This is a genomic window from Hymenobacter rubidus, from assembly GCF_016734815.1.
Lineage (GTDB): Bacteria > Bacteroidota > Bacteroidia > Cytophagales > Hymenobacteraceae > Hymenobacter > Hymenobacter rubidus.
Genome location: NZ_JAERQF010000002.1, coordinates 280553 through 300609 on the forward strand (window position 1 = coordinate 280553; position 20057 = coordinate 300609).

Genomic DNA, 20057 nt, shown 5'->3' on the forward strand with positions numbered 1-20057 from the left:
GAAAGGGCTTTTTCGGGAATCAATGAATGGCGGCCATTAGACCAAGTCTAGTGCAAAGACAAAGCTTTTCTGCCGGCTAAGTCAGCCCGTGCGATTAGGGCACGACGGTCACTTGCTTGCTGGTGGTGGCATCCCGGTCGCTGTTTTTGGCGGTGAGCTTGATGGTGTACTGGCCCGTCGTGACGTACTTGTGCTTGGCCTTGATGCCGGTGGTGCTGAAGCCGTCGCCGAAGTCCCACACGAAGTCGCCGGCGTCGGTGCTGCAGGCCGCGTTCACTTCTACCTCGTCGTTGACCTTGGAGCTGGGCTGGCCTTTCTCAATGGTGAAGCAGGCGTCTGGTTTCTTGCCGCACCCGGCCAGCAGCAGGGTAGCCAGTAGAATGAAAGTTGTTTTGTGCAGCATAATCGATTGGCGTTGAGAATAAGTGTTTCCGAAAGATACAAATTCATTTGTCTTATTGGAATCACTGCCCACTTTCACCTTTAAAAAATATAATTTATTCTTGTCGCATGCCTGCTTGTGGCGCATGCCCGTCCAAAGCGCGTTTTTGCGGACTCAAACAGCTGCTAAAGGCAAGGCCCCGTGCACAGATGTGCACGGGGCCTTGCTGGGATAGTGGAGCGAAATGGGGGCTACTCGGCGCCTTGGTCGTCGGCCGGGATGGGGGTGGTGCCGTGGGCCTGTTTGCGGCGCTTGGCCAGGTAGCTCAAGCCCAAGGTGGCCAGGGCGAGGACGCCCACGGCTTTTTTGGTGGTGCTGAGCTTGGCGATGCGCTTGCCGGCTTTGCGCAGGGACTGGCCGGCGCCGGTGGGCTGGTTTTTGGGCTTGGCGGCTTTGGTCTTCTTCTTGTTTTTCATGAGTGCTCTTGGCTAAAGGGTACGTATTTGACGTGGCTGGCGGGCTTGGCTCGCTTGGGTTTGGGCGTTCGGGCGGGGGCGACGGGGGTGGTTGGCGGCGCTTCGGCCAGCGACGCGGGCTCATCCAGGGCCGGGACTTCGGTGGAGGTCTCGGCCGGGGAGGTGTTGGTGATGAGGGCGTAGCCGGCGGCCAGCGCAGCCAAGCCGCCGACTAGCTTTTGGGTGGTGCTGAGCTTGTTGACCTGCTTGGCGAAGCGGCGAAACTTCTGGAGGCCGACGGTGGCCGCGTCGAGTAGGTCGTTGGAAGCTCTGCTCTTCTTGGAGCCCTTGGGTTTGTTTTTGCTCATGGCTTAGCGGTTGAAAATGAGGAAAAAGCCGAGGCGGCCCCGCGGCTGCGCTCGCCTTCCGGCATTCGGGGGTGCGGGCTACAAGATTGTGGGGGGCCGCAGGGCCATATGAAGGACGGGTTACGGTTCGGTTACGGTTGTTCCAAACGCTTTCGGGCAGCACCAGGCGCGGGTACTTTTGTGCTGAAAAGGAAGCATAAGCCCTGCCGGGTCGGAGTGGGCCCGGCGGGCACTACCGCGTTGTTGCTAGCGCTATCGAGGTGAATTATACGAACAAATAATTACATTATAAAACAACAAGCGCGCCCCAATCTGCAAGTTGGGGCGCGCTTGTTGGTAGGCAGTGGCGGCGAGCCAAGCGGCCTTGGGGCCGGCCATGGCGCTCTTTTTCGCGGCTTCATCAAATCATAGCCGGGGCGGCATCTGCCGGTAATGGGCGCGGGCGTGCTTTGTGGAACATATCAACTCTGCCTTATGAAATTGCTCAAGTCTATTGCACTCGCCCACTGGCTATCCCGATTCGCGGCCCTGGTTCGGCCCACCACGACCCGGCCGGCCGGGGAAGAGTCCCCCTGCCTGTTTATTTAAGAATCGCTCGGGCACGGATGGGGCAGCCGCCGGCTTGCTGCTGCGGCCGGTTGGTACGTGGGTGTACTGGTTGGTGAAATGCGTGCAACGGAAAAAGGGCACCGGGTTGGGCGAGAGCGGGGAAGGCGGCCAAGCAGCCCGAACAGGCGGCAGGTAATTGGTATTTGGAAACTTTCTAAATAAGCGCGGTAAATAAAGGTGGACTATACTACCTTTGCCGCTATCTAGAATGAATCTAAATAAATAATGGCCTGTCGCAAAACTGCTACCTCTTTATTTATCAGCGTTGTAACTGGCGTAGGACTCCAAGCGACGCCTGGACTAGCACAGGAGGCCCCCACCCGCAACCAAAAGCTGGAAGAGGTGCAGGTGATTGGCCTGAAATCGAAAAACGGCCTGGGTAATTTGGGCGAAGTAGGCGGCGCGGTGATTTACGCCGGCAAGAAAACCGAGGTATTGGTGCTCGACTCGCTGGACGCCAATACGGCGCAGAACAACCCGCGCCAAATTCTGGGGCGCATTCCGGGCATGAACTTCTCGGAAACCGAGGGCTCGGGCTTTCCGGCCAACGGCATCGGGCTGCGCGGGCTGAACCCGGTGCAGAGCGTGGAGATGAACGTGCGCCAGAACGGCTACAACATCACGGCCGACCTCTACGGCTACCCCGAAACCTACTACCTGCCGGCCATGGAAGGCGTGGAGCGGGTGGAGGTAGTGCGTGGGGCGGCCTCGCTGCAGTTCGGGCCGCAGTTTGGCGGCACGGTGAACTACGTGATGCGCCAGGGCGCGAAGGACAAGCCCTTTGAGCTGGCCCTGCGGCAGACGGGCGGCTCGTTCGGACTGTTCAACTCGTTCACGAGCGTGGGCGGGCAAGTGGGCAAGCTCAACTACTACGCCTACGGGCAGTACCGGCGGCAGGAAGGCTGGCGGCCTAACTCGGGCGTGAGCCAGGCCACGGCCTACGCCGGCCTGAGCTACCAGGCCACCGAGAAGCTGAAGCTGGGCCTGGAATACTCGCTGCTGCGCAACCAGATTCAGATGCCGGGCGGGCTGACCGATTCGCTGTTCCAGGCCAACCCGCGCCAGAGCACCCGCGCCCGCAACTGGCTGCAAAGCCCCTGGAACGTGCTGACGCTAACGGCCGACTACCGCCTGAGCGAGCGCACCCTGCTGACGCTGAAAACGGCCGGCAACCTGAGCCAGCGCGCCCTGGTGTGGCGCAACGAGGACGGCGGAGCCGCCGCGCCTGACACCGTGGACCGCGCCACGGGCCAGTATGTGCCCCGCGAGGTAGAAAACGAGCGGTTCCGCAGCCTGACCAACGAGCTGCGCCTGCGCCACGACTACCGCCTGCTGGGCCTCGACAACACGCTGGCCGTGGGCGTGCGCTACTTCGCCGGCTACATGCACCGGCAGGGCGGCGGGCCGGGCTCGACGGCTTCGGACTTCGATTTGAACCTATACGGCGGCGGCTACGAGTACGACTTTGAATTTCGTACGCAGAACGTGGCCCCGTTTGCCGAAACCGTTATCCGGCTCGGCAGCCGTTTTTCGCTCACGCCGGGGGTGCGCTTCGAGTTCATCAACTCCAAGGCCAAGGGCTACAAGGTGCAGGACGACGGCCTGGCGCAGACCACCAACGAGTCGCGCAACCGCACGTTTTTGCTGTTTGGGGCGGGGGCGCAGTTTCAGGCCACTGCGGGCACGGCATTTTACGGCAACGTGTCGCAGGCCTACCGGCCGGTGGACTACTCGGCGCTGCAGCCGTTTGGCGTCACCTCCAAGATTGACCCCAACCTGAAGGACAGCGACGGCTACAACGCCGACCTGGGCTACCGCGGCGCGGTGGGCGAGTGGCTGAACTTCGACGTGGGCGCGTTCTACCTGCGCTACAACCGCCGCATCGGCACGGTGGCGCTGGTGGATGCCACCACGGGCAACGACTACTCCCTACGCACCAACGTGGCCGACTCCGAGCACAAGGGCGCGGAAACCTACCTGGAAATCAGCCCGCTCAAGCTGCTGAGCACCGCCGGCCGGCACCGGCTGAGTGCTTTCAACTCGCTGGCCTACGTGGATGCTCGCTACGTGAGCGGGGAGTTTAAGGGCAAGCGCGTGGAGTATGCCCCCAAGCTGATTGAACGGGTGGGCCTGACTTACGGCTACGGGCCGCTGAGCGTGACAGGGCAGTACAGCTACACCGGCGACTCGTTTGGCGAAGCCAACAACCTCCGCACGCCCGACAACGACAACCCGCTGCAAGGGCTGGTGCCGCCTTACGCCGTGTGGGACCTGTCGGGCACCTACCACGCCGCCAAAAACCTGGACCTGAAAGCCGGCGTGAACAACCTGACCGACGCCAAATACTTCACCCGCCGCACCGACGAGTACCCGGGGCCGGGCATCATCCCATCCATTGGCCGCTCGTTCTACGCCACGCTGGCCGCCAAATTTTAAGCCGACATGAAGAAACTTGCTCTTGCCTTAGCCGCCACGCTGCTGCTGGCCGGCTGCCAGAAAGAAGAAATTGACCCACAAAACACGGTGGCCGGTTCGCCGGGCTACAACGCGGCGGCGCTGCTCGACCACGCGGCTAACGTCGTGATTGTGGGCACCTACCGCGAGGTGGACCAGAAAGCGGCGGCTCTGCAAACGGCCGTGGTGGCCCTAGCGGCCGCGCCCACGCCCGCCGCGCTGGCCGCGGCCCGCCAGGCCTACCGCGACGCCCGCGCCCCCTGGGAAGTGACCGAGGCGTTTGCCTTTGGCCCCGTGAGCACGCAGGGCCTGGACGCCGTGATTGACACCTGGCCGCTGAACCGCGTGGACCTGGCCGCGCTGCTGGCCAGCCCCGACCCGCTGACGCCGGCCAGCCTGCGCCCGCGCGACGGCGGCCTGCAAGGCTTCCACCCCATCGAGTTTCTGCTGTTTGGCAACGCGGCCAACAAGGCGCTGGGCGACTTTACGCCCCGCGAGTACACCTTCCTGACGTCCTCGGCCCAAAACCTGAAAGCGGCCACCGGGCGGCTGCTGCAGGCCTGGCAGGCGGGCGGGGGCAACTTCGCGGCCACCCTGGCCAAGGCCGGGCCGGGCAATCCGGTGTACCCCAAGCAGAAGCAGGCCGTGCAGGAGCTGCTGGACGGGCTGACAGCGCCCGCCGACGAGCTGGCCAACAGCAAGATGGAGCGCCCGCTGGCGCAGCAGACCACCGACGTGGAGGAGGCCAAGTTCAGCCAGAACTCGAAGGCGGAGTTTTTGCAGAACCTGGCCGGCATCGAGGCCCTCTACACCGGCCGCCTGGGCACGGCCAGCGGCGCGGGCTTTAGCGACCTGGTGGCGAAGCGCAACCCCGCGCTGGACGCCCGCTTCCGGCAGGAGCTGGCCGCCGCGCAGCAGGCCATTGCCGGGCTGCCGGGCCGCTTCGACGAAGCCATTTTCCAGAACCCCGCCGCCGTGCGGGCCGCCCAAGCCAAGGTGCGTACGGTGCTGGCCATGCTGCAAACCGACGTACAGCCGCTAGTGGACGCGCTGTAAGGAACTGGAAAAAAGCTAAACGACCAAAACCAGAACAGTCATGCTGAGCTTGTCGAAGCATCTCTACCGTTTCGTTGCACCGGCTCATACGAAGCTGTAGAGAAGCTTCGACAAGCTCAGCATGACCGTTTCTTTAACATTTTCCCCGTTCAAATTTCGATTTGCAAACCTCAGCCCTCCGGCCGATTACGCTTGTTGCTGATGCGCTTTCTTTTTCCTCGTCTTACTTCCCGGCTGCTGGCGCTGGCCGTGGCGGCCTCGCTGGCGGCCTGCACGAAAAACGAAGCCGACCTCGTGGAGCCGACTGGTGCCGACGACGTGCGGGCCGGGGGCGCGGCCACGGTGTTCAGCGCGGGCAGCAATGCGTACTCGCTGCCCGCGCCCAACCTGCGCGGGGCCTCGGGGGCGCAGCATTTGGCTGGCGACGCGGCCTTTGAGCGGCGCTTCGTGACCAGCGACGGGCTGGGGCCGCTGTTCATCAACGGCAATTGCACGGCCTGCCACGTGCGCGACGGGCGCGGCGCGGCGCCGCTCACGGCCACCGACCCCGTGCAGATGCTGTTCCGGCTGAGCCTGCCCGGCCAGGACGCGCACGGCGGCCCGCGGCCGGTGTCCGGCTTTGGCGACCAGCTGCATAACCGCGCCATCGTGGGCACCGACGCTGAGGGCCAGCTCAGCATTCAGTACATCGAGCAGCTGCGCACGCTGGTGGACGGCGCGACCGTGTCGCTGCGGCAGCCCACGTACCGCGTCGATGCCCCGTATATGCCGCTGCCGGCGGGGGTCATGCTTTCGGCCCGGGTGGCGCCGCCGGTGTTCGGGCTGGGCCTGCTGGAGGCGGTGAGTGAGGCCGACCTCGTGGCCTTGGCCGATGAGAACGATGCCAACGGCGACGGCATTTCGGGCCGGCCCAACTACGTGTGGGACGTGGCCGCGCAGGCCCCGCGCCTGGGCCGCTTCGGTTGGAAAGCCAACCAGCCCTCGCTGCGTCAGCAAACCGCCGCCGCCTACAACGGCGACATGGGCATCACCACGAGCCTGTTCCCGCTGGAGCCCGCCGCCGGCCAGAGCCAGGCCGGCAACCAGCCACCCGGCAGCGCTCCCGCCGACCTGGCGGACGCGGAGCTGGCCAACACCACGTTTTACGTGCAAACGCTGGGCGTGCCCGCCCGCCGCGACGTGACCACCGAGCAGGTGCGGGCTGGCAAGGCCTTGTTCATCGGCGCCAAGTGCGCCAGCTGCCACGTGCCGCGCCTGACCACCGGCCCGGCCGCCGGGCTGCCCGCCGAAACGGCCGGCCAAACCATCTACCCCTACACCGACCTGCTTCTGCACGACATGGGGGCGGGCCTGGCCGATGGCCGCCCCGACTTCCGGGCCAGCGGCAGCGAGTGGCGCACGCCGCCGCTCTGGGGCATCGGGCTGAGCGAGGTGGTGAACGGGCACAGTACCTTTCTGCACGACGGGCGGGCCCGCTCGCTCACCGAGGCCATTATGTGGCACGGGGGCGAGGCGCAAAGTTCGGCCGACGCTGTAGGCCGCATGAGCGCCGCCGACCGCGCCAAGCTACTGGCGTTTCTGAAGTCGCTGTAAGCAGCGCCGGAAACCGGGCTGGTGGTTGGCGCCTAGTGTTCGCGCAAGCTGGCCGTGGGTGTGGGGTTGTCGCGGGAGGTAACAGGTGCGGCGCGGGCCAGCAGCCCTACCCGGACGTATTGCACCAAGCCGGCGCGGTTCCACCAGAAGAGGCCGAGGGCCAAGACGATGTAGAGCCAGGCCATGTCGGTGAGAAACTGCACGCTTTGCTGTTCCTCGTGCTCGAACATCCACGCCACGGCAAACTGCACGCTGAACATCCCGAACAGGATAGCGGCGCTGGTCAGGCTCAGGCGCAGGCGCAAGAGCAGGGCCACGGCGAAGAGGGATTGAGCGGCGGTGAGGAAAAACTCTTCGTGCTGGCGGGCGTCGAGGGGGAAGCCGGTGAGGCGGCCGGCGCCGAGGGCGTAGACCACCGGAATCATGCCCACGAGCAGGGTCCATTGGTTGATTTTGTCGCTGACCAGGGCCCCGAGGGCGGCCGTGGGGCGGTTGTTGAGCACGAAGAGCACGACGAGCACCACTTCGGGCACCTCGCTGGCGAAGGGGGCCACCCACTGTACCAGCAGGAACTGGTTGACGCCCAATTCGCGGCCGGCGGCGAGCAAGGCTTCGGCGAAGGGCTCGGCGGCCATGACGATGACGGCCACGGCCACCACGGTCAGCACGCCCATGATGAGCCACTGCTGGCGCACGGGCAGGGTGGCCAGCACGGCGGCGGGGCCGACTTCGTCGTCGTCGTCCTCGGCTTCTTCGGCTTCGTCGTAGTCGGCTTTGGACAGGCGGCTCAATCGCCAGAGGTAGGCGGCGAATATGCCCACCAGCACCACAAAATCAATAAAGCCGATGCTGCCCTTCCACACAATCACGAAGGAATAGAGGCTGGCCAGGGCCAGGTAGGCAATTTCAGCGGCGTTGTCCCAACTCAGGGCCACGGCGCGCTGGCCGCTGTGCCACCAGTAGAGGAACACGATGAGCGGCCAGCCGGCCCCGATGAGCAGGCGGTTGGCGCCGGTCATGTTGGCGGCGGCAAAGCCGGCGTAGGCCGAGCCGGGGTGCAGGCCGGCCTGGTAGGTGTAGTAGAGGTCGACGGCGTACTCGGGCAGGACGGTGACCAGCGCCAGCACGCCGATGACCAGGCCCTGAGAGACGTGCTCCTCGGCGGCTTCGGCGCCCCACGAGAGCAGGAAGCCCGCGCCGAGGATGGCCACGAAGAAGATGGCGGCTTCGAGCACCGGGGCCACGTGCGTGCCGGTCAGGCGCAGGTAGAAGCCGGGGAGCGTGGCGGCGATGGCCAGGGCCACGTAGAGGAAAAACTTGCGCATGGGCGGGAATGGAGCGGTGGGCGTGAAAAAAGGCGCGGCGTTCAGGAGCTGGTGGCGTTACCTGGTGAACGGTACGGCCGGCGGTGCGTACTGTTGGGCTATGACGGATTCTGAAGGCCTGTTGCGCCGGGGCAAATACCTGGAATATGCCACCCTGGGGTGGAACGTGGTGGGCGTGGCGGTGCTGCTGGTGGCCGCGCCCCGGGCCCACTCGGTGGCCCTGGTGGCGTTTGGGCTGGACACGCTGCTGGAAATTGGCGCTTCCACTATTGTGCTCTGGGAGTTGAACGGGACGGGCGGCACCCGGCAGCGAAAGGGGCTGCAGCTGCTGAGCGTGGCGTTTCTAGGGCTGGGACTATACCTGCTTGGGCAAAGCGGGTGGAGCCTGTGGCACCGCCAGCACCCCCTGCCCTCGCCGCTGGGTTTGGCGTGGCTGGTCTTGACTTTCGCCGTGATGCTGGCGCTGGCCGGGGGCAAGCACCGCGTCGGGAAACAGCTGAACAACCCGGTGCTGCTGACCGAAGGACGCGTGACGCTGGTAGACGCGGCCCTGGCCGGGGTGGTGCTGCTGAGCATGGGGTTGACGCGAGTGTTGGGCTGGTGGTGGGCCGATGCGGCCGGCGGGCTGGTGCTGATGGCCTACTGCTTCTGGGAGGCCCGGCACGCCTGGGGCGAAGCGCAGCACGCCTCGGCTTCCCATTAGCTTAGTCGTCGGTTTCCTCCCCGCTGCCCTTGCCCTGCTGGGCCTGCAGGTAGTAGGCGCCGCTGACGACGACTTGCGCGTTGGCGGGGAGCTTATCCACGGGGGTGACGGCGGTAAAGCCCTTGGCGGCGGCACCGGTGCGCACCTCGTGCTTTTCGTAGATGTACTCGGTGCCGGTGTCCTCGCGGCGGGTTTTTACCAGGGTGTAGATATAGCTGGACTCGCCTTCGGGCACGATGGCCGCATCGGGCACGGTGGCCACGGCGGCGGGCGCGGTCGCGGCGTCCACGTCGATGACGGCGTTGACGAACAGGCCGGGCAGCAGCTGCTCGTTGCGGTTGTCGTCGATGACAGCGCGCACCTTCACGGTTTTGGTGGCGGCGTTGAAGGCGGGGTCGATGTAGGACACGGTGGCTTCGGTGGCGGGCAGGCCCGGCAGGCTGGGGAACGTGACGTGCACGGCCTGGCCCACGCGCACCTTGCCGAAGTCCTGCTCGAACACCTGCAGCTCGACGAACAGCCGGCGGGTGTCGAGCACCTCGAACAGCGGGTCGGCGGGCGTGACGGCGCCGCCCAAGGCCAGGCCCGGCTGGTAGCGCAGACGCCCGGCGAGCGGCGACTTGACCGGCAGGCGGCTCACGATGCGGCCAGCGCGCAGCGGACCGAGGGCGACGCCGAGCGTGGCCAGCTGCCGCTCCTGGCTGCGGAGCGTGGCGCGGGCGGCGTTGTAGTTGGCGGCGGTCTGCTGCACGTTTTTAGCCACGCCCACCTGCTCGGCCAGCAGGGCCTTCTGGCGGTTGTAGTCGGTTTCGAGGAAGGTGAACTGGTTGCGCTGGGTGAGGTAGTCCTGCTGGAGCTGCACGAAATCCGGATTTTCGAGCTCGGCCAATACCTGCCCTTCCCGCACGGGCTGGCCCTCGGTGACGGGCAGCGTGCGGATGATGCCGCCCTGGTAGGCGCTCACGCGGGCCCGGCGCTGGGGCGGCAGGCTGAGCGTGCCGGTGGCCTTGACCACGTTGCTCACGTCGTGGGTGGTGAAGCGGCCGAGCTTGAGGTTGATGGCCTTAACCTGGTTTTCGGACAGTTGGACCTGGTTGGGGTTCAGGGGCGGGTCGGCGGCTTTGGCGGCGGGGGCCTTGTCGTCGGCAGCGGCGGTGTCGGCGCCTTTTTTACCGCAGCCGGCCAACAGCAGGGCGAAAATGAGCAGTCGGCAACGAGTGGAATTGGGAAACGTCATGGCAAGGAAGGCTACTGGAACGGCCGGCGCTAGTTGCGGCCGAGCAGGTAAGTCAGGGAAATAATGCTTTGGTTGTAGAGGTTCAGCGCTTCGAGGTACTGCGTGCGGATGCCGTAGGATTGGGTGAGGGCGGCCACGTACTCGACGTAGCCGACTTCGCCGGCGCGGTAGCTCTTTTCGGCCACGCGCACGATTTCCTTGGCCTGCTGCAAGCCCGCGCTTTCGTAGTAGCGCAGGGCCTCGTCGGCCTTGCTGACTTCCTGCAGCTGCTGGACAAAGGCCGTTTGCACGTTGTTGCGGGTGTTGGCCAGGTCGGCTTCGGCCACCTGGATGGCGAGCTGGCCGGCCTGGGCGCGGCTGCGCTGGGCGCGGGAGAAGATGGGCAGGTTGACGCCGAAGCCGTAGCCGTAGTAGCCGCCCATGCCGGCCTGGGTCTGGCGGTTGTAGGCGGCCGATAAGTCGGGCAGGTTGCGGGCCTTGAGCACCTGCTGCTGGGCCCGGGCCACCACCACTTGCTGTTGAAACAGGGCCAGGGTGGGGTTATTACGCGCTAGGGTGGTGTCGGTGAGGGCCGGGGGCAGCTGCAAGCGTACCAATGCGTTGGTGGGCAACTCGAAAGCCTGCGGGGCGCCGAGCACGCGCTGCAGCTCGCGGTCGAAGATGCGGCGGTCGGCCTCGGCTTGGCGGTGGGCCACCTCCACCTCGCGGGCGCGGGCGGCGGCCGATACCTGCTCGAGGTAAGCGGCTTCGCCGAGCCGATAGCGCACGGCGGCAGCGCGGGCAAAGTCCTGGTAGAGGCTGTCCTGGTTGGTGAGCAGGCGCAGCCGGGCCTGGCCGTAGGCGAGCTGGAAGTAGGCGGCCTGCACGTCGCGGCGCAGGCCGGCCTGCGTCACGGCGCGGGTGCGCTCGCTCAGGGTCACCTGCTGGCGCAAGGCCTTGGCCTGGCGGGTGTAGACGGTGGGAAACTCGATGCTCTGGGCCACGCCGTAGGTGTTGTTGCCTTTGAGGGCGGCGTTGCTGTCGAAGCTGTAGCTGAAGCTGGTGCGGCCGGGCTCGGTGGCCGTGCCGAGCAAGGCCTGCTGCTGCTGGACTGAAAAGTTGGCGCTCTGGATGCCGGGGTTGCTGCGCAGGGCCTGGCCCAAGGCGGCATCGAGGGTGAGCGGCACGCCGGGCGTTGGCGTACCCGGCCGCGCTTGCCCGTAGCTCCGCGCCGGGGCGAGCAGGCCCGCCAGGGCGAGCAGCAGGACCAGCACGGCCGAAACCGGGTGGCTACCTGCAGGTGCACCGGGGACTGCTGCGGCCTCGGTAGCGCTTGGTTCGGCATCAGCTGGCTTGGTCGCATCGGTGCCGCGCCCGCCTTTCAAAAACAGGCTGTAGAGGATGGGCAGCACCACGAGCGTGAGCAGCGTGGCCGTGACCAGGCCGCCGATGACGACCGTGGCCAGCGGGCGCTGTACCTCCGCCCCGGCCGTGTCGGACAGGGCCATGGGCAGGAAGCCGAGCGAGGCCACGGCGGCGGTCATCACCACCGGCCGCAGGCGGGCTGCCGTGCCGAGGCGCACCCGCTCCAATACATCATGCACGCCGTCGGTTTCGAGGCGGTTGAACTCGCCGATGAGCACGATGCCGTTGAGCACGGCCACCCCGAAGAGGGCAATGAAGCCCACCCCGGCCGACACGCTGAACGGCAGGCCCCGCGCCCACAGCGCCACCACCCCGCCGATGGCCGAGAGCGGAATGGCCGTGAAAATCAGCAGCGACTCTTTGAGCGAGCCGAACGTGAAAAAGAGCAGGATGAAAATCAGGGCCAACGCCACGGGCACGGCGATGCTCAGCCGCTGCTGGGCCTCGATGAGGTTTTGGAACTGGCCGCCGTAGCTGATGTAGTAGCCGGGGGGCAGCGGCAGCTTCCGGGTTAGCACGCCCTGGATGTCCTGCACCACGCTTTGCACGTCGCGGCCGCGCACGTTCAGGCCCACGGTGATGCGGCGCTTGCCGTCCTCGTGGGAAATCTGCGCGGGGCCGTCCTTTAGCTCGATTTGCGCCACTTCGCCGAGGGGCACCTGGTTGCTGTCGGCCAGGGCAATGGGCAGGGCGCGCACGTCGTCGATGCCGGTGCGGTGGGCCGAGTCTAGGCGCAGCACCAGGTCGAAGCGCTTGGCCCCTTCGTAGACCGTGCCGGCGGTGGCCCCGGAAAAGCCGGTGGCCAGCACCGTGGAGGCGTCGCCCACGGTCAGCCCGTACTGGGCCAGCCGGTCGCGGTTGAAGGCCACCGTGATTTGGGGCAGGCCGGCGGTGCGCTCGGCGGCCACGTCCTGCGCCCCGGCGATGGGGGCGATGAGGGCGGCGGCCTGCGCCCCGAGCGTGGCCAGCCGAGCCAGGTCTTCGCCGTAAATCTTGACGGCCACGTCCTGCCGGGCGCCGCTTATCAGCTCGTTGAAGCGCAGCTGGATGGGCTGCGAAAACTCGTAGCTCACGCCGGGCAGCACCTCCAGCGCCTTTTTCATCCTCTCGGCCAGGGCCTCGCGGGTGTCGGCGGAGGTCCACTCGGCGCGGGGCTTGAGCAGGATGGTGACCATGGCCACTTCGATGGGGTCGGGGTCGGTGGGGATGTCGGCCACGCCGATGCGGCTCACCACGCCCGTGACTTCGGGAAACTGCTGCCGCAGAATGGCGCCGACCTGGCCGGTGGTAGCCACCGTCTGGCCGAGGGCGGTGCCGGTGGGCATGCGCATCTCAATGGCCATGTCGCCCTCGTCGAGGGTGGGAATGAACTCGCCCCCGAGCGTGCGGAACAGCAAGTAAGCGCCCGCCAGCAGGGTCACGGACAGGCCGAGCACCACGGTGCGGTAGCGCAGCGAGGCGGCCAGCAGCGGCGTGTAGGCTCGTTGCACCCGGGCCATGAGCTTGTCGGAAAACGTCTCCTTGGTGTCGGCTTTGCGGCTCAGGGCCAGCGCGGCCATCATGGGCACGTAGGTGAGCGAGAGAATCAGGGCCCCGATGATGGCGAAGGCCACGGTTTCGGCCATGGGCCGGAACATCTTGCCCTCGATGCCGGCCAGGGCCAGAATGGGCAAATACACCATCAGGATGATGATTTCGCCGAACGAGGCCGACTGCCGGATGCGGTGGGCCGAGTCGTACACGGCCGCGTCCATCTCGGCCTGCGTGAGTTCGGGCGAGCCGGCGGGGCGGCCGTGGGCCACCCGCGAAACGATGGCCTCGACAATGATGACGGCCCCGTCGACGACCAGGCCGAAGTCGATGGCCCCGAGCGAGAGCAGGTTGCCCGACACGCCAAACAGGTTCATCATGATGATGGCGAACAGCATAGCCAGCGGGATGACCGAGGCCACGACCAGGCCGGCGCGCCAGTTGCCCAAAAACAGGATGAGCACGAAAATGACAATCAGCGCGCCTTCTTCCAGGTTGCGGGTGACGGTGTGAATGGCCCGGCTGATGAGGTCGGAGCGGTCGAGGAAGGGCTCGATGATGACGCCTTTGGGCAGTGACTTTTGCACCTGGGCCATGCGCTCTTTCACGCGGCCGACCACCTGGTTGGAGTTTTCGCCCTTGAGCATGAGGATGACGCCGCCGACGACTTCGCCTTCGGTGTTGCGGGTCATGGCCCCGTAGCGCACGGCGGCGCCGAAGCGGACTTTGGCCACGTCGCGCACCAGCACGGGGGTGCGGCCGCGCACGGCCACCACGGTGCGGGCCACGTCGTCGAGGCTTTTGACCAGGCCGAGGCCGCGGATAAAGTAGGCCCGGGGGCCTTTCTCGATGTAGGCCCCGCCGGTGTTGCGGTTGTTGCCTTCCAGGGCGGTGAACAGCTCGCCCATGCTGATGCCCACCTGGCGCAGGCGCTGGGGGTTGACGGCCACCTCGTACTGCTTGCGGTAGCCGCCGAAGCCGTTGATTTCGGCCACCCCGGCGATGCCCGCCAGCTGTCGGCGCACGGTCCAGTCCTGCAGCGTGCGCAGGTCCATGGCGCTGAATTGCTTGTCGTACCCTTTAGCAGGGCGCAGGACATACTGGTAGATTTCGCCGAGGCCGGTGCTGATGGGGGCCAGCTCGGGGGTGCCCGAGCCGGGCGGAATCTGCTGGATGGCATCGAGCAGCTTCTCGCTCACCAGCTGCCGGGCCCGGTACTGGTCCATGTCTTCGCGGAAGACGATGGTGACGTTGGAGAGGCCGAAGCGCGAGATGGAGCGCACCTCCAGGACGCCGGGCACGTTGGCCAAGGCCAGCTCGATGGGCGCGGTGACGGTCTGCTCAATCTCCTGCGTGGCCAGCGCGGGCGAGATGGTGTTGACCTGGACCTGGTTGTTGGTGATGTCGGGCAGCGCGTCGATGGGCAGCTGCGTGACCGAGTAGCCGCCCCACACCACGAGCAGCAGCACCAGAAAGCCGATAATCAGCTTGTTGTGGATGGAGAAGTGAATTATCTTGTCAAACATGCGCGCATCAACTCGTGGAAGCGGGGCCGGGCCCGCTGAAAAAATGGCCGTAGTGGGACGGCGGCGCGGCCAATACAATGGCGCGCTCCTGCCCCGCCCCGGCGTTGCCGGTGCAAGGCTACAAGCCAATTCTATGCGGAGCCTATGCTGTTGCGGCGGCCGGGCGGGTGCTGACGTGCAACACGTGCAATCCCGTGGCGGCCTCGAAGGTGTAGCGCAGCCCGAAGCTGTAGTGGCGGCACACCTGCTGCACGATGGACAGGCCGAGGCCGGGCGAGGCCGAGCCGGGCTGCTGCTTCTGGAACCGCTCGAAGTAGCGGGCGGGGTCGCCGGTGGGCGCTGGGCCGGAGTTGCGGATTTCGAGGATGCCGGCCCGCAGGAGCACCGACAGGGTGCCGCCGACGTGGTTGTGCTTGAGAGCGTTCTGCAGCAGATTGACGACCAGCGACTCGGCCAGGGCCGGGTGCATGCGCACCGGCAGCGGGTCGGCAGCGTCGTAGGTCAGGGCTAGCTCTTTGCCGCTGACCAGCTCTTCCAGCAGGGCCAGCTTTTCGGTGACGACGTCGGCCAGGTTCAGGGCCACGGCGTCGGGGAATTGGCCGTTCTCAATCTTGCTGAGCAGCGTCAGGCCCTGGTGCAGGCGCGAGAGGCGCAGCGTGGCCCCGTAGGCATCGCGCAGCAGCGGGGCCATTTCTGCGTCGCGGGCGCCGAGCTGTAGCAGCCGCTCCAGCTTGGCCTGCAGGATGGCCAGGGGCGTCTGGGTTTCGTGGGCGGCGTTTTCGGTGAATTCCTTGAGGGACCGATACTCGGCGGCCAGTCGCTCGCTCATCTGGGTAAGGGCCTGGTTGAGCTCGGTGAACTCGTCAATCGGCGTAGCGGGCAGAGCCAGGGCGGCGGGTTGGCGCTGCAGCTCGTAGCCGCGCAGGGCGGCCAGCGTCTGGTGGAACGGCTGCCAGAGCCGGCCCGACAGCCAGCGGTTGAGCGCGGCCAAGCTCAGCAGCAGGCCGACGAGCACGGCGGCCATCACCGAGAGCACCACGCCCAAGGGGCTGTCGTTTTCGAGCAGCGACTTGCGCAGCGTCACCCAATAGGTCACCCCTTTCACCTGCACCGGGAAGTGCAGCTGCCGGAAGGGCTCCCACCGCCGGCCCACGGGGTCGAATTCGAGCGTGTCGTCGAAACCCGCCGGGCGGGGGCGGCGGCTTAGCACGCGCTGGTCCCCGAGGGGCAGCGGCAGCCGGCCGGTGCGCTGCAGGATGGGCGTGAGGTAGCCCTGCTCAGTCACCAGCTTTTCTTCCATCTCCGAGCGCAGGGCCCACACCAGCCCGGCGTAAAGGGCGGCGGTGCCGGCGGCAAAGAGCAGGGCCGCCAGCAGCAGGTAGTAGCGGGTGGTGGTGGCCAGCAGCTTCATTCGCTGCTCAGCTCGTAGCCCACGCCGTACACCGTGCGGATGTAGTCGGGGGCGCCCTTCTCCTGCAGCTTGCGGCGCAGGTTCTTGAGGTGGTTGTAGATGAAGTCGAACGAGTCGGCGGTGTCGGCGGCGTCGCCCCACAGGTGCTCGGCGATGCTTTCCTTGGTGAGCAGGCGGTTGGGGTTGGCCAGGAAGTAGAGCAGCAGCTCGTACTCCTTGCGGGTCAGGGGCACGGGCTCGTCGCCCACCAGTACCTGGGCGCGGTCGGGCCGCACGGTCAGGGCCCGGAAGCGCAACTCGTTGTGGCCCTGGAACTGGCGCCGCCGCAGAATGGCCTGGATACGGGCCGTGAGCTCGGCCAGGTGAAAGGGCTTGGTCAGGTAGTCGTCGGCGCCGAGCGCCAGGCCGGTGACTTTGTCGTCGAGGGCCCCGCGGGCCGAGACGATGAGCACCCCGGCGGGGGACTGGTCGGCTTTGAGCGTGCGCACCAGGTCGAGGCCGTTGCCGCCGGGCAGGGTCAGGTCCACGAGCACGCAGTCGTAGCGGTAGAGCTTGATTTTCTCGTGGGCCTGGGCGTAGGTGGCGGCCTGCTCGCAGCGGTAGCCGTCGCGCTGCAGGTGGTCGACCAGCGAGGTGCGCAGGGCGGGCTCGTCTTCCACGATTAGAATTTTCACGATAGACGGCTCAGGGGTTGGGTTGGCTCAAGCTACGGCGGCAAAGCTAACGGGAGGGGGCAGGCTTTTCCAGCAGCGCCCGGGCCGGCGGGATTTCGCGGGCGAGCCTGGCGGCGGCGGGGGCGTGCCAGTACAGCCGCGCCTCGCCCCATACGTGGCGCAGCTCTTCAAAATACCGGGCAAAGAGCAGGTGCAACCCGCCGACCCACCCCGCTGAGCCGACCCAACCGGCCAGTACGTCGGAAGGATAGTGCACGCCCAAGTACATGCGGGACCAGCCCATGCTGCCGGCCCATAGCAGGCCGGCGATTACGGCCGGCCAGCGGAAACGGGTGCGCCACAGCAGCAAGCCCACGGTGGTGGCCAGCGCCGCAGCGGCCATGGAGTGGCCGCTGGGGAAGCTGTAGGACGTTTCCGGGGCCAGCGACTGCCACAGCGCGGGCCGCTGCCGGACCAGCAGGTACTTGGCAAACAAGTTGAGCAGCTGTGCTCCCACCACGGCCAGCGCGAAAAAGGCGAGGGCCCGACGTTGGCGGGCCACCAGCAGCACCAAGGCCCCGGCAATGGCCAGCAGGGAGGCTCCGAGTGGCCCGCCGGCCCGGCTTAGCCCCAAGGCCACGGCGTCCAGTGTGGGGGTGGGGTGGGCGTGCAGGAATTGCAGAATGGCCTGGTCGCCGGGGTAGCCGTTGCCCTCCCATATTTCCTCGGCTATTTCCAGAAATAGTATCCACGGGGCCAAAAAGCCGAACACCAGGCCCGCTAACAGCCGAAGGTGCCGGCGCATGACGTGGCGGAGGAAAGACCAGAGGGAAGTGAGCAGCGACATGCGGGGCAGCAGGCGGAATAGCAAACGGAGCGAAGGGCGCCTGCTTATACGGCGTCATGCTCAGGGGTTGCTGTGCAATGGGCCCTGTGACAAGCCCTGCCGCCGCTCGAAGGACTGCTGGAATTGGGCGAAGTCGTGGGCGACGAAGGCTAGGCCGTGGGCGGCTTTGAGTTCGTTGAGAAAGGTGCGCTGGTCGTCGCGGAGCTGGTCGCGGCCGACTTTGACTTCGACGCCGATGAACACGCCATCAGCGTTGCGGAAGCCGATGATGTCGGGAACGCCGCAGCGGCTTTGGGGATTGACGCGCCAGCGGGCCTTGGCGGCGTCGTAGATGCCGGTGTTGTTTTGGCGCCAGACGGTGTAGCCGTGGTGGGTGAGGAAGGCCAGGATGGCGCCGGTGATGTCGGCGGCGTAGAGCTGGCCGAGGTCGAGGGGCAGCTGGTCGTGCTTTTTGGCGAGGGCCATGGCGGTTACGGGTTGGGAGTGCGGTAGCGTTGGAGCAGGGCGTGGTTTTCGTGGTGGTGGCGCTGGGCCATCTGTTCCTGGGCTTCGGGCGTGGGCTGCCAGTCGGGGCGGGCTTTGCGCTGGGTGGCTTGGCGGGTTTCGGCGCGCTGCTCGGCGGCCTGCTCGGGGGTGATGAGGCCACGGGCTTCGCGGGCCTTGGTGATGGTGAGCTTGTGGCGGAGGGCTTCGGCGTTGGGGTGGTCGGCGGGAATCTGCTGGGCCACGTGCTCGAGCATGCGGGGGGCGGTGTCGCCTAGCAGCCGCACGTCCTGGGCCTGCAGGCTGGCGCCGGTGGCTTTCTGGTCGAGGTGGCGGTGTTCGAGGTACTGGGCTTTGCGGTCGAAGTACTCGGCGACGAGGCGGTAGAGGGTGCTCACGTCGAGGGCCTGGAAGAAGTTGGTGCCGGCGGTGCGGGCTTCTTTGAGAGCCAGGATGATGTCCTTGAGGCTGTCGTGGGTGTAGGTGGTGGCCAGGGTGCTGGCCAGCTCGATGAGGTCGGCGGCGTCGGGCTTCTCTTTGACGCGGAGCGAGTCGACGAAGCCGCGCAGCACGACTACCAGCAGCTTCACCACTTCGCGCTCGCCGAGGCGGTGGGTGAGCTGGAAAATTTTGGGGGCAGCCAGAGCCTGGGCTTTGGTGAGGCCGATGCTGATGTCGGCCAGCATCTCGCGCAGCTCGGGGGTGCTGCTGCGGGCCAGGGCGCTAATCCCAACGGCTTGAACGGTAGCCAGTAGTTGGGATTCCGGTGTCGGCGTAGGTGGCGCCAGGCTGGTGGGACTGGACGCCGGGAGCGAGCTTAAGGCGGTTTTCGGCGGCATCGTTGAGGAAGAATTGCTTGGAGGTAGCGAGCCAATCGCGCCGGCGGGGCACTTCGCCCTTTTGCCGCCAGTTGAGGATTTTCTCGTGGTAGAAGCGCAGGTCGGCCAGCGCGTAGTCGGTGCCGTCGAAGGCGGCCATGAAAGCCGGGAGGTCGGCCAGCTCGGATTCGGTGAAAGGGATTTCGGGGCGCTGGGGCCGGCGGGGCGTGGGGGCCTTTCCTTTTCGCGCAACTTTTGCTTTGGGGGCTGGCTCCTGGGCGGTCAGCTCGGAATCATCCGGCTCTGAAAGCTGACTCGTTTGTGAAAAAGCGAAGCCTTCTTTTTTTTCTGCCGCCGCCTCATCCAGTTTGATTGATAGAACGGGTTTGTTCTTGTTTCTTTTAGTTTCTACCTGTTTATCAAAAGAGACTACGGCTTGACCACGGCTTGCACCAGTGCTTGCACCATTTCTGGTGCTAGTGCTTGCACCACTTTTGGTGCGAGCTGCGGGGGTGTTTGAGTACAGTGCTTGGTCCACTTCTGGTGCAAGCACTGGTGCAAGCTGGGCGGGTAAAAGCTCGTGCATAAGACAGCGGCTGGCGCGGTGTTCGGAGCGGGAGGGCTGGTAGGTGACGAGGCCGTAGGCTGTGAGCTCGCGCAGGCATTTGAGGTAGGTGCTGGCGCTGCCGATGTGGGCGGCCTGCATGACTTCGGCCCGCACCAGTAGCACCGATTCCGGAAACCGCTCGTCGTTCCACTGGCTGAACAGGGCCATGTAGAGGCTGACGTGGTGCGGGGTGGCATCGGCGCGGGTCGCCAGCAGCTCGAGGGCCAGGCGGATGTGGCGAATGAAGTTCATGGCGGGGGTGAGGAGGCCGGGACTATCATTCGGCCGAGGCGAGGGCAGCGGTGCGGGCCTGCAGGTCTTTGGAGTGGGCGAGCATCTCGGCGGCCACGTTGAGGAACTGCTCGGTGATGTCGGCGCGGCTGGAGCGGCCGTAGATGACGTTGTAGACCGTGCTAATGGCCACCACGGTGCCTGTTGAGGCCAAGCGCTCGACTACTTTCTTGGCGGCGCGGTTGCGTTCGCCGAGTCTTTTGTAGACCTGAAACAGGGTCGGTGTTTGCTCGTTATTATCTTTTATTTGCCGGTTATTCGTAATCTGTTCCATTTTATTTGTAATTTAGTACATTTGTCTTGTA

At 66.0% G+C, this 20057-nt stretch carries 17 protein-coding genes; 4 read left to right on the forward strand and 13 right to left on the reverse strand.

All coding sequences use genetic code 11. The features are described from left to right. Positions 1-94 precede the first annotated feature (94 nt). The 3 genes from JKL48_RS02565 to JKL48_RS02575 form a co-directional block, all read right to left on the reverse strand. Complete coding sequence (locus JKL48_RS02565; protein ID WP_201978064.1) at positions 95-403, reverse strand: PKD domain-containing protein; 309 nt, start codon at positions 401-403, stop codon at positions 95-97. Between the two features lie 230 nt (positions 404-633). Continuing rightward, positions 634-858 carry a hypothetical protein gene (locus JKL48_RS02570; RefSeq protein ID WP_201978066.1) on the reverse strand — a complete coding sequence of 75 codons (225 nt, stop codon included), beginning with the start codon at positions 856-858 and terminating at the stop codon, positions 634-636. Next, positions 855-1205 (reverse strand): hypothetical protein, encoded by a 351-nt coding sequence (locus JKL48_RS02575; protein WP_201978068.1) that lies wholly within the window; start codon positions 1203-1205, stop codon positions 855-857. Before JKL48_RS02575 ends, JKL48_RS02570 begins: the two co-directional genes overlap by 4 nt. 834 nt (positions 1206-2039) lie before the next feature. Here JKL48_RS02575 and JKL48_RS02580 point away from each other — a divergent pair. The 3 genes from JKL48_RS02580 to JKL48_RS02590 all read left to right on the forward strand — a co-directional run bounded on the left by JKL48_RS02580 (position 2040) and on the right by JKL48_RS02590 (position 6917). After that, a complete protein-coding gene (locus tag JKL48_RS02580; RefSeq protein ID WP_201978070.1) occupies positions 2040-4250 on the forward strand; it encodes a TonB-dependent receptor family protein in 2211 nt (736 codons plus the stop codon). 6 nt (positions 4251-4256) lie between these two features. Further along, positions 4257-5324, forward strand: a complete 1068-nt coding sequence (locus JKL48_RS02585; protein WP_201978073.1) for an imelysin family protein — start codon at positions 4257-4259, stop codon at positions 5322-5324. Between the two features lie 201 nt (positions 5325-5525). Continuing rightward, on the forward strand, positions 5526-6917 hold the full coding sequence (locus tag JKL48_RS02590; RefSeq protein WP_201978075.1) for a di-heme oxidoreductase family protein: 1392 nt from the start codon (positions 5526-5528) through the stop codon (positions 6915-6917). Between the two features lie 32 nt (positions 6918-6949). Here JKL48_RS02590 and JKL48_RS02595 read toward each other — a convergent pair whose 3' ends face one another. Then, positions 6950-8242, reverse strand: coding sequence for a sodium/calcium exchanger protein (locus JKL48_RS02595; protein WP_201978077.1), 1293 nt, complete (start codon positions 8240-8242; stop codon positions 6950-6952). Positions 8243-8342: 100 nt separating this feature from the next. Between JKL48_RS02595 and JKL48_RS02600 the strand changes: the two genes are divergently transcribed. Then, positions 8343-8945, forward strand: a complete 603-nt coding sequence (locus tag JKL48_RS02600; protein ID WP_201978079.1) for a cation transporter — start codon at positions 8343-8345, stop codon at positions 8943-8945. Position 8946: 1 nt separating this feature from the next. Here JKL48_RS02600 and JKL48_RS02605 read toward each other — a convergent pair whose 3' ends face one another. The 9 genes from JKL48_RS02605 to JKL48_RS02645 all read right to left on the reverse strand — a co-directional run bounded on the left by JKL48_RS02605 (position 8947) and on the right by JKL48_RS02645 (position 20026). Beyond that, entirely contained in the window at positions 8947-10182 is a 1236-nt protein-coding gene (locus JKL48_RS02605) for an efflux RND transporter periplasmic adaptor subunit (protein ID WP_201978082.1), read from the reverse strand. A 29-nt stretch (positions 10183-10211) separates the two neighbouring features. Then, positions 10212-14642 (reverse strand): CusA/CzcA family heavy metal efflux RND transporter, encoded by a 4431-nt coding sequence (locus tag JKL48_RS02610; protein WP_201978083.1) that lies wholly within the window; start codon positions 14640-14642, stop codon positions 10212-10214. A gap of 142 nt (positions 14643-14784) precedes the next feature. Then, positions 14785-16053 carry a sensor histidine kinase gene (locus tag JKL48_RS02615; RefSeq protein WP_201978085.1) on the reverse strand — a complete coding sequence of 423 codons (1269 nt, stop codon included), beginning with the start codon at positions 16051-16053 and terminating at the stop codon, positions 14785-14787. Continuing rightward, the gene (locus JKL48_RS02620) at positions 16050-16727 is read right to left on the reverse strand and encodes a response regulator transcription factor (RefSeq protein WP_201978087.1); all 678 of its coding nucleotides are present in this window, start codon (positions 16725-16727) and stop codon (positions 16050-16052) included. Before JKL48_RS02620 ends, JKL48_RS02615 begins: the two co-directional genes overlap by 4 nt. 46 nt (positions 16728-16773) lie before the next feature. Then, on the reverse strand, positions 16774-17553 hold the full coding sequence (locus JKL48_RS02625; RefSeq protein WP_201978089.1) for a phosphatase PAP2 family protein: 780 nt from the start codon (positions 17551-17553) through the stop codon (positions 16774-16776). Positions 17554-17613: 60 nt separating this feature from the next. After that, the gene (locus tag JKL48_RS02630) at positions 17614-18018 is read right to left on the reverse strand and encodes a VRR-NUC domain-containing protein (protein WP_201978090.1); all 405 of its coding nucleotides are present in this window, start codon (positions 18016-18018) and stop codon (positions 17614-17616) included. A 5-nt stretch (positions 18019-18023) separates the two neighbouring features. Next, positions 18024-18875 carry a hypothetical protein gene (locus JKL48_RS02635; RefSeq protein WP_236668564.1) on the reverse strand — a complete coding sequence of 284 codons (852 nt, stop codon included), beginning with the start codon at positions 18873-18875 and terminating at the stop codon, positions 18024-18026. Continuing rightward, positions 18760-19713, reverse strand: a complete 954-nt coding sequence (locus JKL48_RS02640) for a hypothetical protein (RefSeq protein ID WP_201978092.1) — start codon at positions 19711-19713, stop codon at positions 18760-18762. Before JKL48_RS02640 ends, JKL48_RS02635 begins: the two co-directional genes overlap by 116 nt. Positions 19714-19738: 25 nt before the next feature. Continuing rightward, positions 19739-20026 (reverse strand): hypothetical protein, encoded by a 288-nt coding sequence (locus tag JKL48_RS02645; RefSeq protein WP_201978093.1) that lies wholly within the window; start codon positions 20024-20026, stop codon positions 19739-19741. Positions 20027-20057: the final 31 nt, after the last annotated feature.

What these genes read in the sequence shown, in the direction of transcription:
- JKL48_RS02570 (WP_201978066.1), bottom strand. Translation starts at nt 858, where the DNA reads ATGAAAAACAAGAAGAAGACCAAAGCCGCCAAGCCCAAAAACCAGCCC.
- JKL48_RS02600 (WP_201978079.1), top strand. Translation starts at nt 8,343, where the DNA reads ATGACGGATTCTGAAGGCCTGTTGCGCCGGGGCAAATACCTGGAATAT.
- JKL48_RS02640 (WP_201978092.1), bottom strand. Translation starts at nt 19,713, where the DNA reads ATGAACTTCATTCGCCACATCCGCCTGGCCCTCGAGCTGCTGGCGACC.
- JKL48_RS02580 (WP_201978070.1), top strand. Translation starts at nt 2,040, where the DNA reads ATGGCCTGTCGCAAAACTGCTACCTCTTTATTTATCAGCGTTGTAACT.
- JKL48_RS02645 (WP_201978093.1), bottom strand. Translation starts at nt 20,026, where the DNA reads ATGGAACAGATTACGAATAACCGGCAAATAAAAGATAATAACGAGCAA.
- JKL48_RS02635 (WP_236668564.1), bottom strand. Translation starts at nt 18,875, where the DNA reads ATGCCGCCGAAAACCGCCTTAAGCTCGCTCCCGGCGTCCAGTCCCACC.
- JKL48_RS02595 (WP_201978077.1), bottom strand. Translation starts at nt 8,242, where the DNA reads ATGCGCAAGTTTTTCCTCTACGTGGCCCTGGCCATCGCCGCCACGCTC.
- JKL48_RS02625 (WP_201978089.1), bottom strand. Translation starts at nt 17,553, where the DNA reads ATGTCGCTGCTCACTTCCCTCTGGTCTTTCCTCCGCCACGTCATGCGC.
- JKL48_RS02575 (WP_201978068.1), bottom strand. Translation starts at nt 1,205, where the DNA reads ATGAGCAAAAACAAACCCAAGGGCTCCAAGAAGAGCAGAGCTTCCAAC.
- JKL48_RS02565 (WP_201978064.1), bottom strand. Translation starts at nt 403, where the DNA reads ATGCTGCACAAAACAACTTTCATTCTACTGGCTACCCTGCTGCTGGCC.
- JKL48_RS02590 (WP_201978075.1), top strand. Translation starts at nt 5,526, where the DNA reads ATGCGCTTTCTTTTTCCTCGTCTTACTTCCCGGCTGCTGGCGCTGGCC.
- JKL48_RS02585 (WP_201978073.1), top strand. Translation starts at nt 4,257, where the DNA reads ATGAAGAAACTTGCTCTTGCCTTAGCCGCCACGCTGCTGCTGGCCGGC.
- JKL48_RS02610 (WP_201978083.1), bottom strand. Translation starts at nt 14,642, where the DNA reads ATGTTTGACAAGATAATTCACTTCTCCATCCACAACAAGCTGATTATC.
- JKL48_RS02605 (WP_201978082.1), bottom strand. Translation starts at nt 10,182, where the DNA reads ATGACGTTTCCCAATTCCACTCGTTGCCGACTGCTCATTTTCGCCCTG.
- JKL48_RS02615 (WP_201978085.1), bottom strand. Translation starts at nt 16,053, where the DNA reads ATGAAGCTGCTGGCCACCACCACCCGCTACTACCTGCTGCTGGCGGCC.
- JKL48_RS02630 (WP_201978090.1), bottom strand. Translation starts at nt 18,018, where the DNA reads ATGGCCCTCGCCAAAAAGCACGACCAGCTGCCCCTCGACCTCGGCCAG.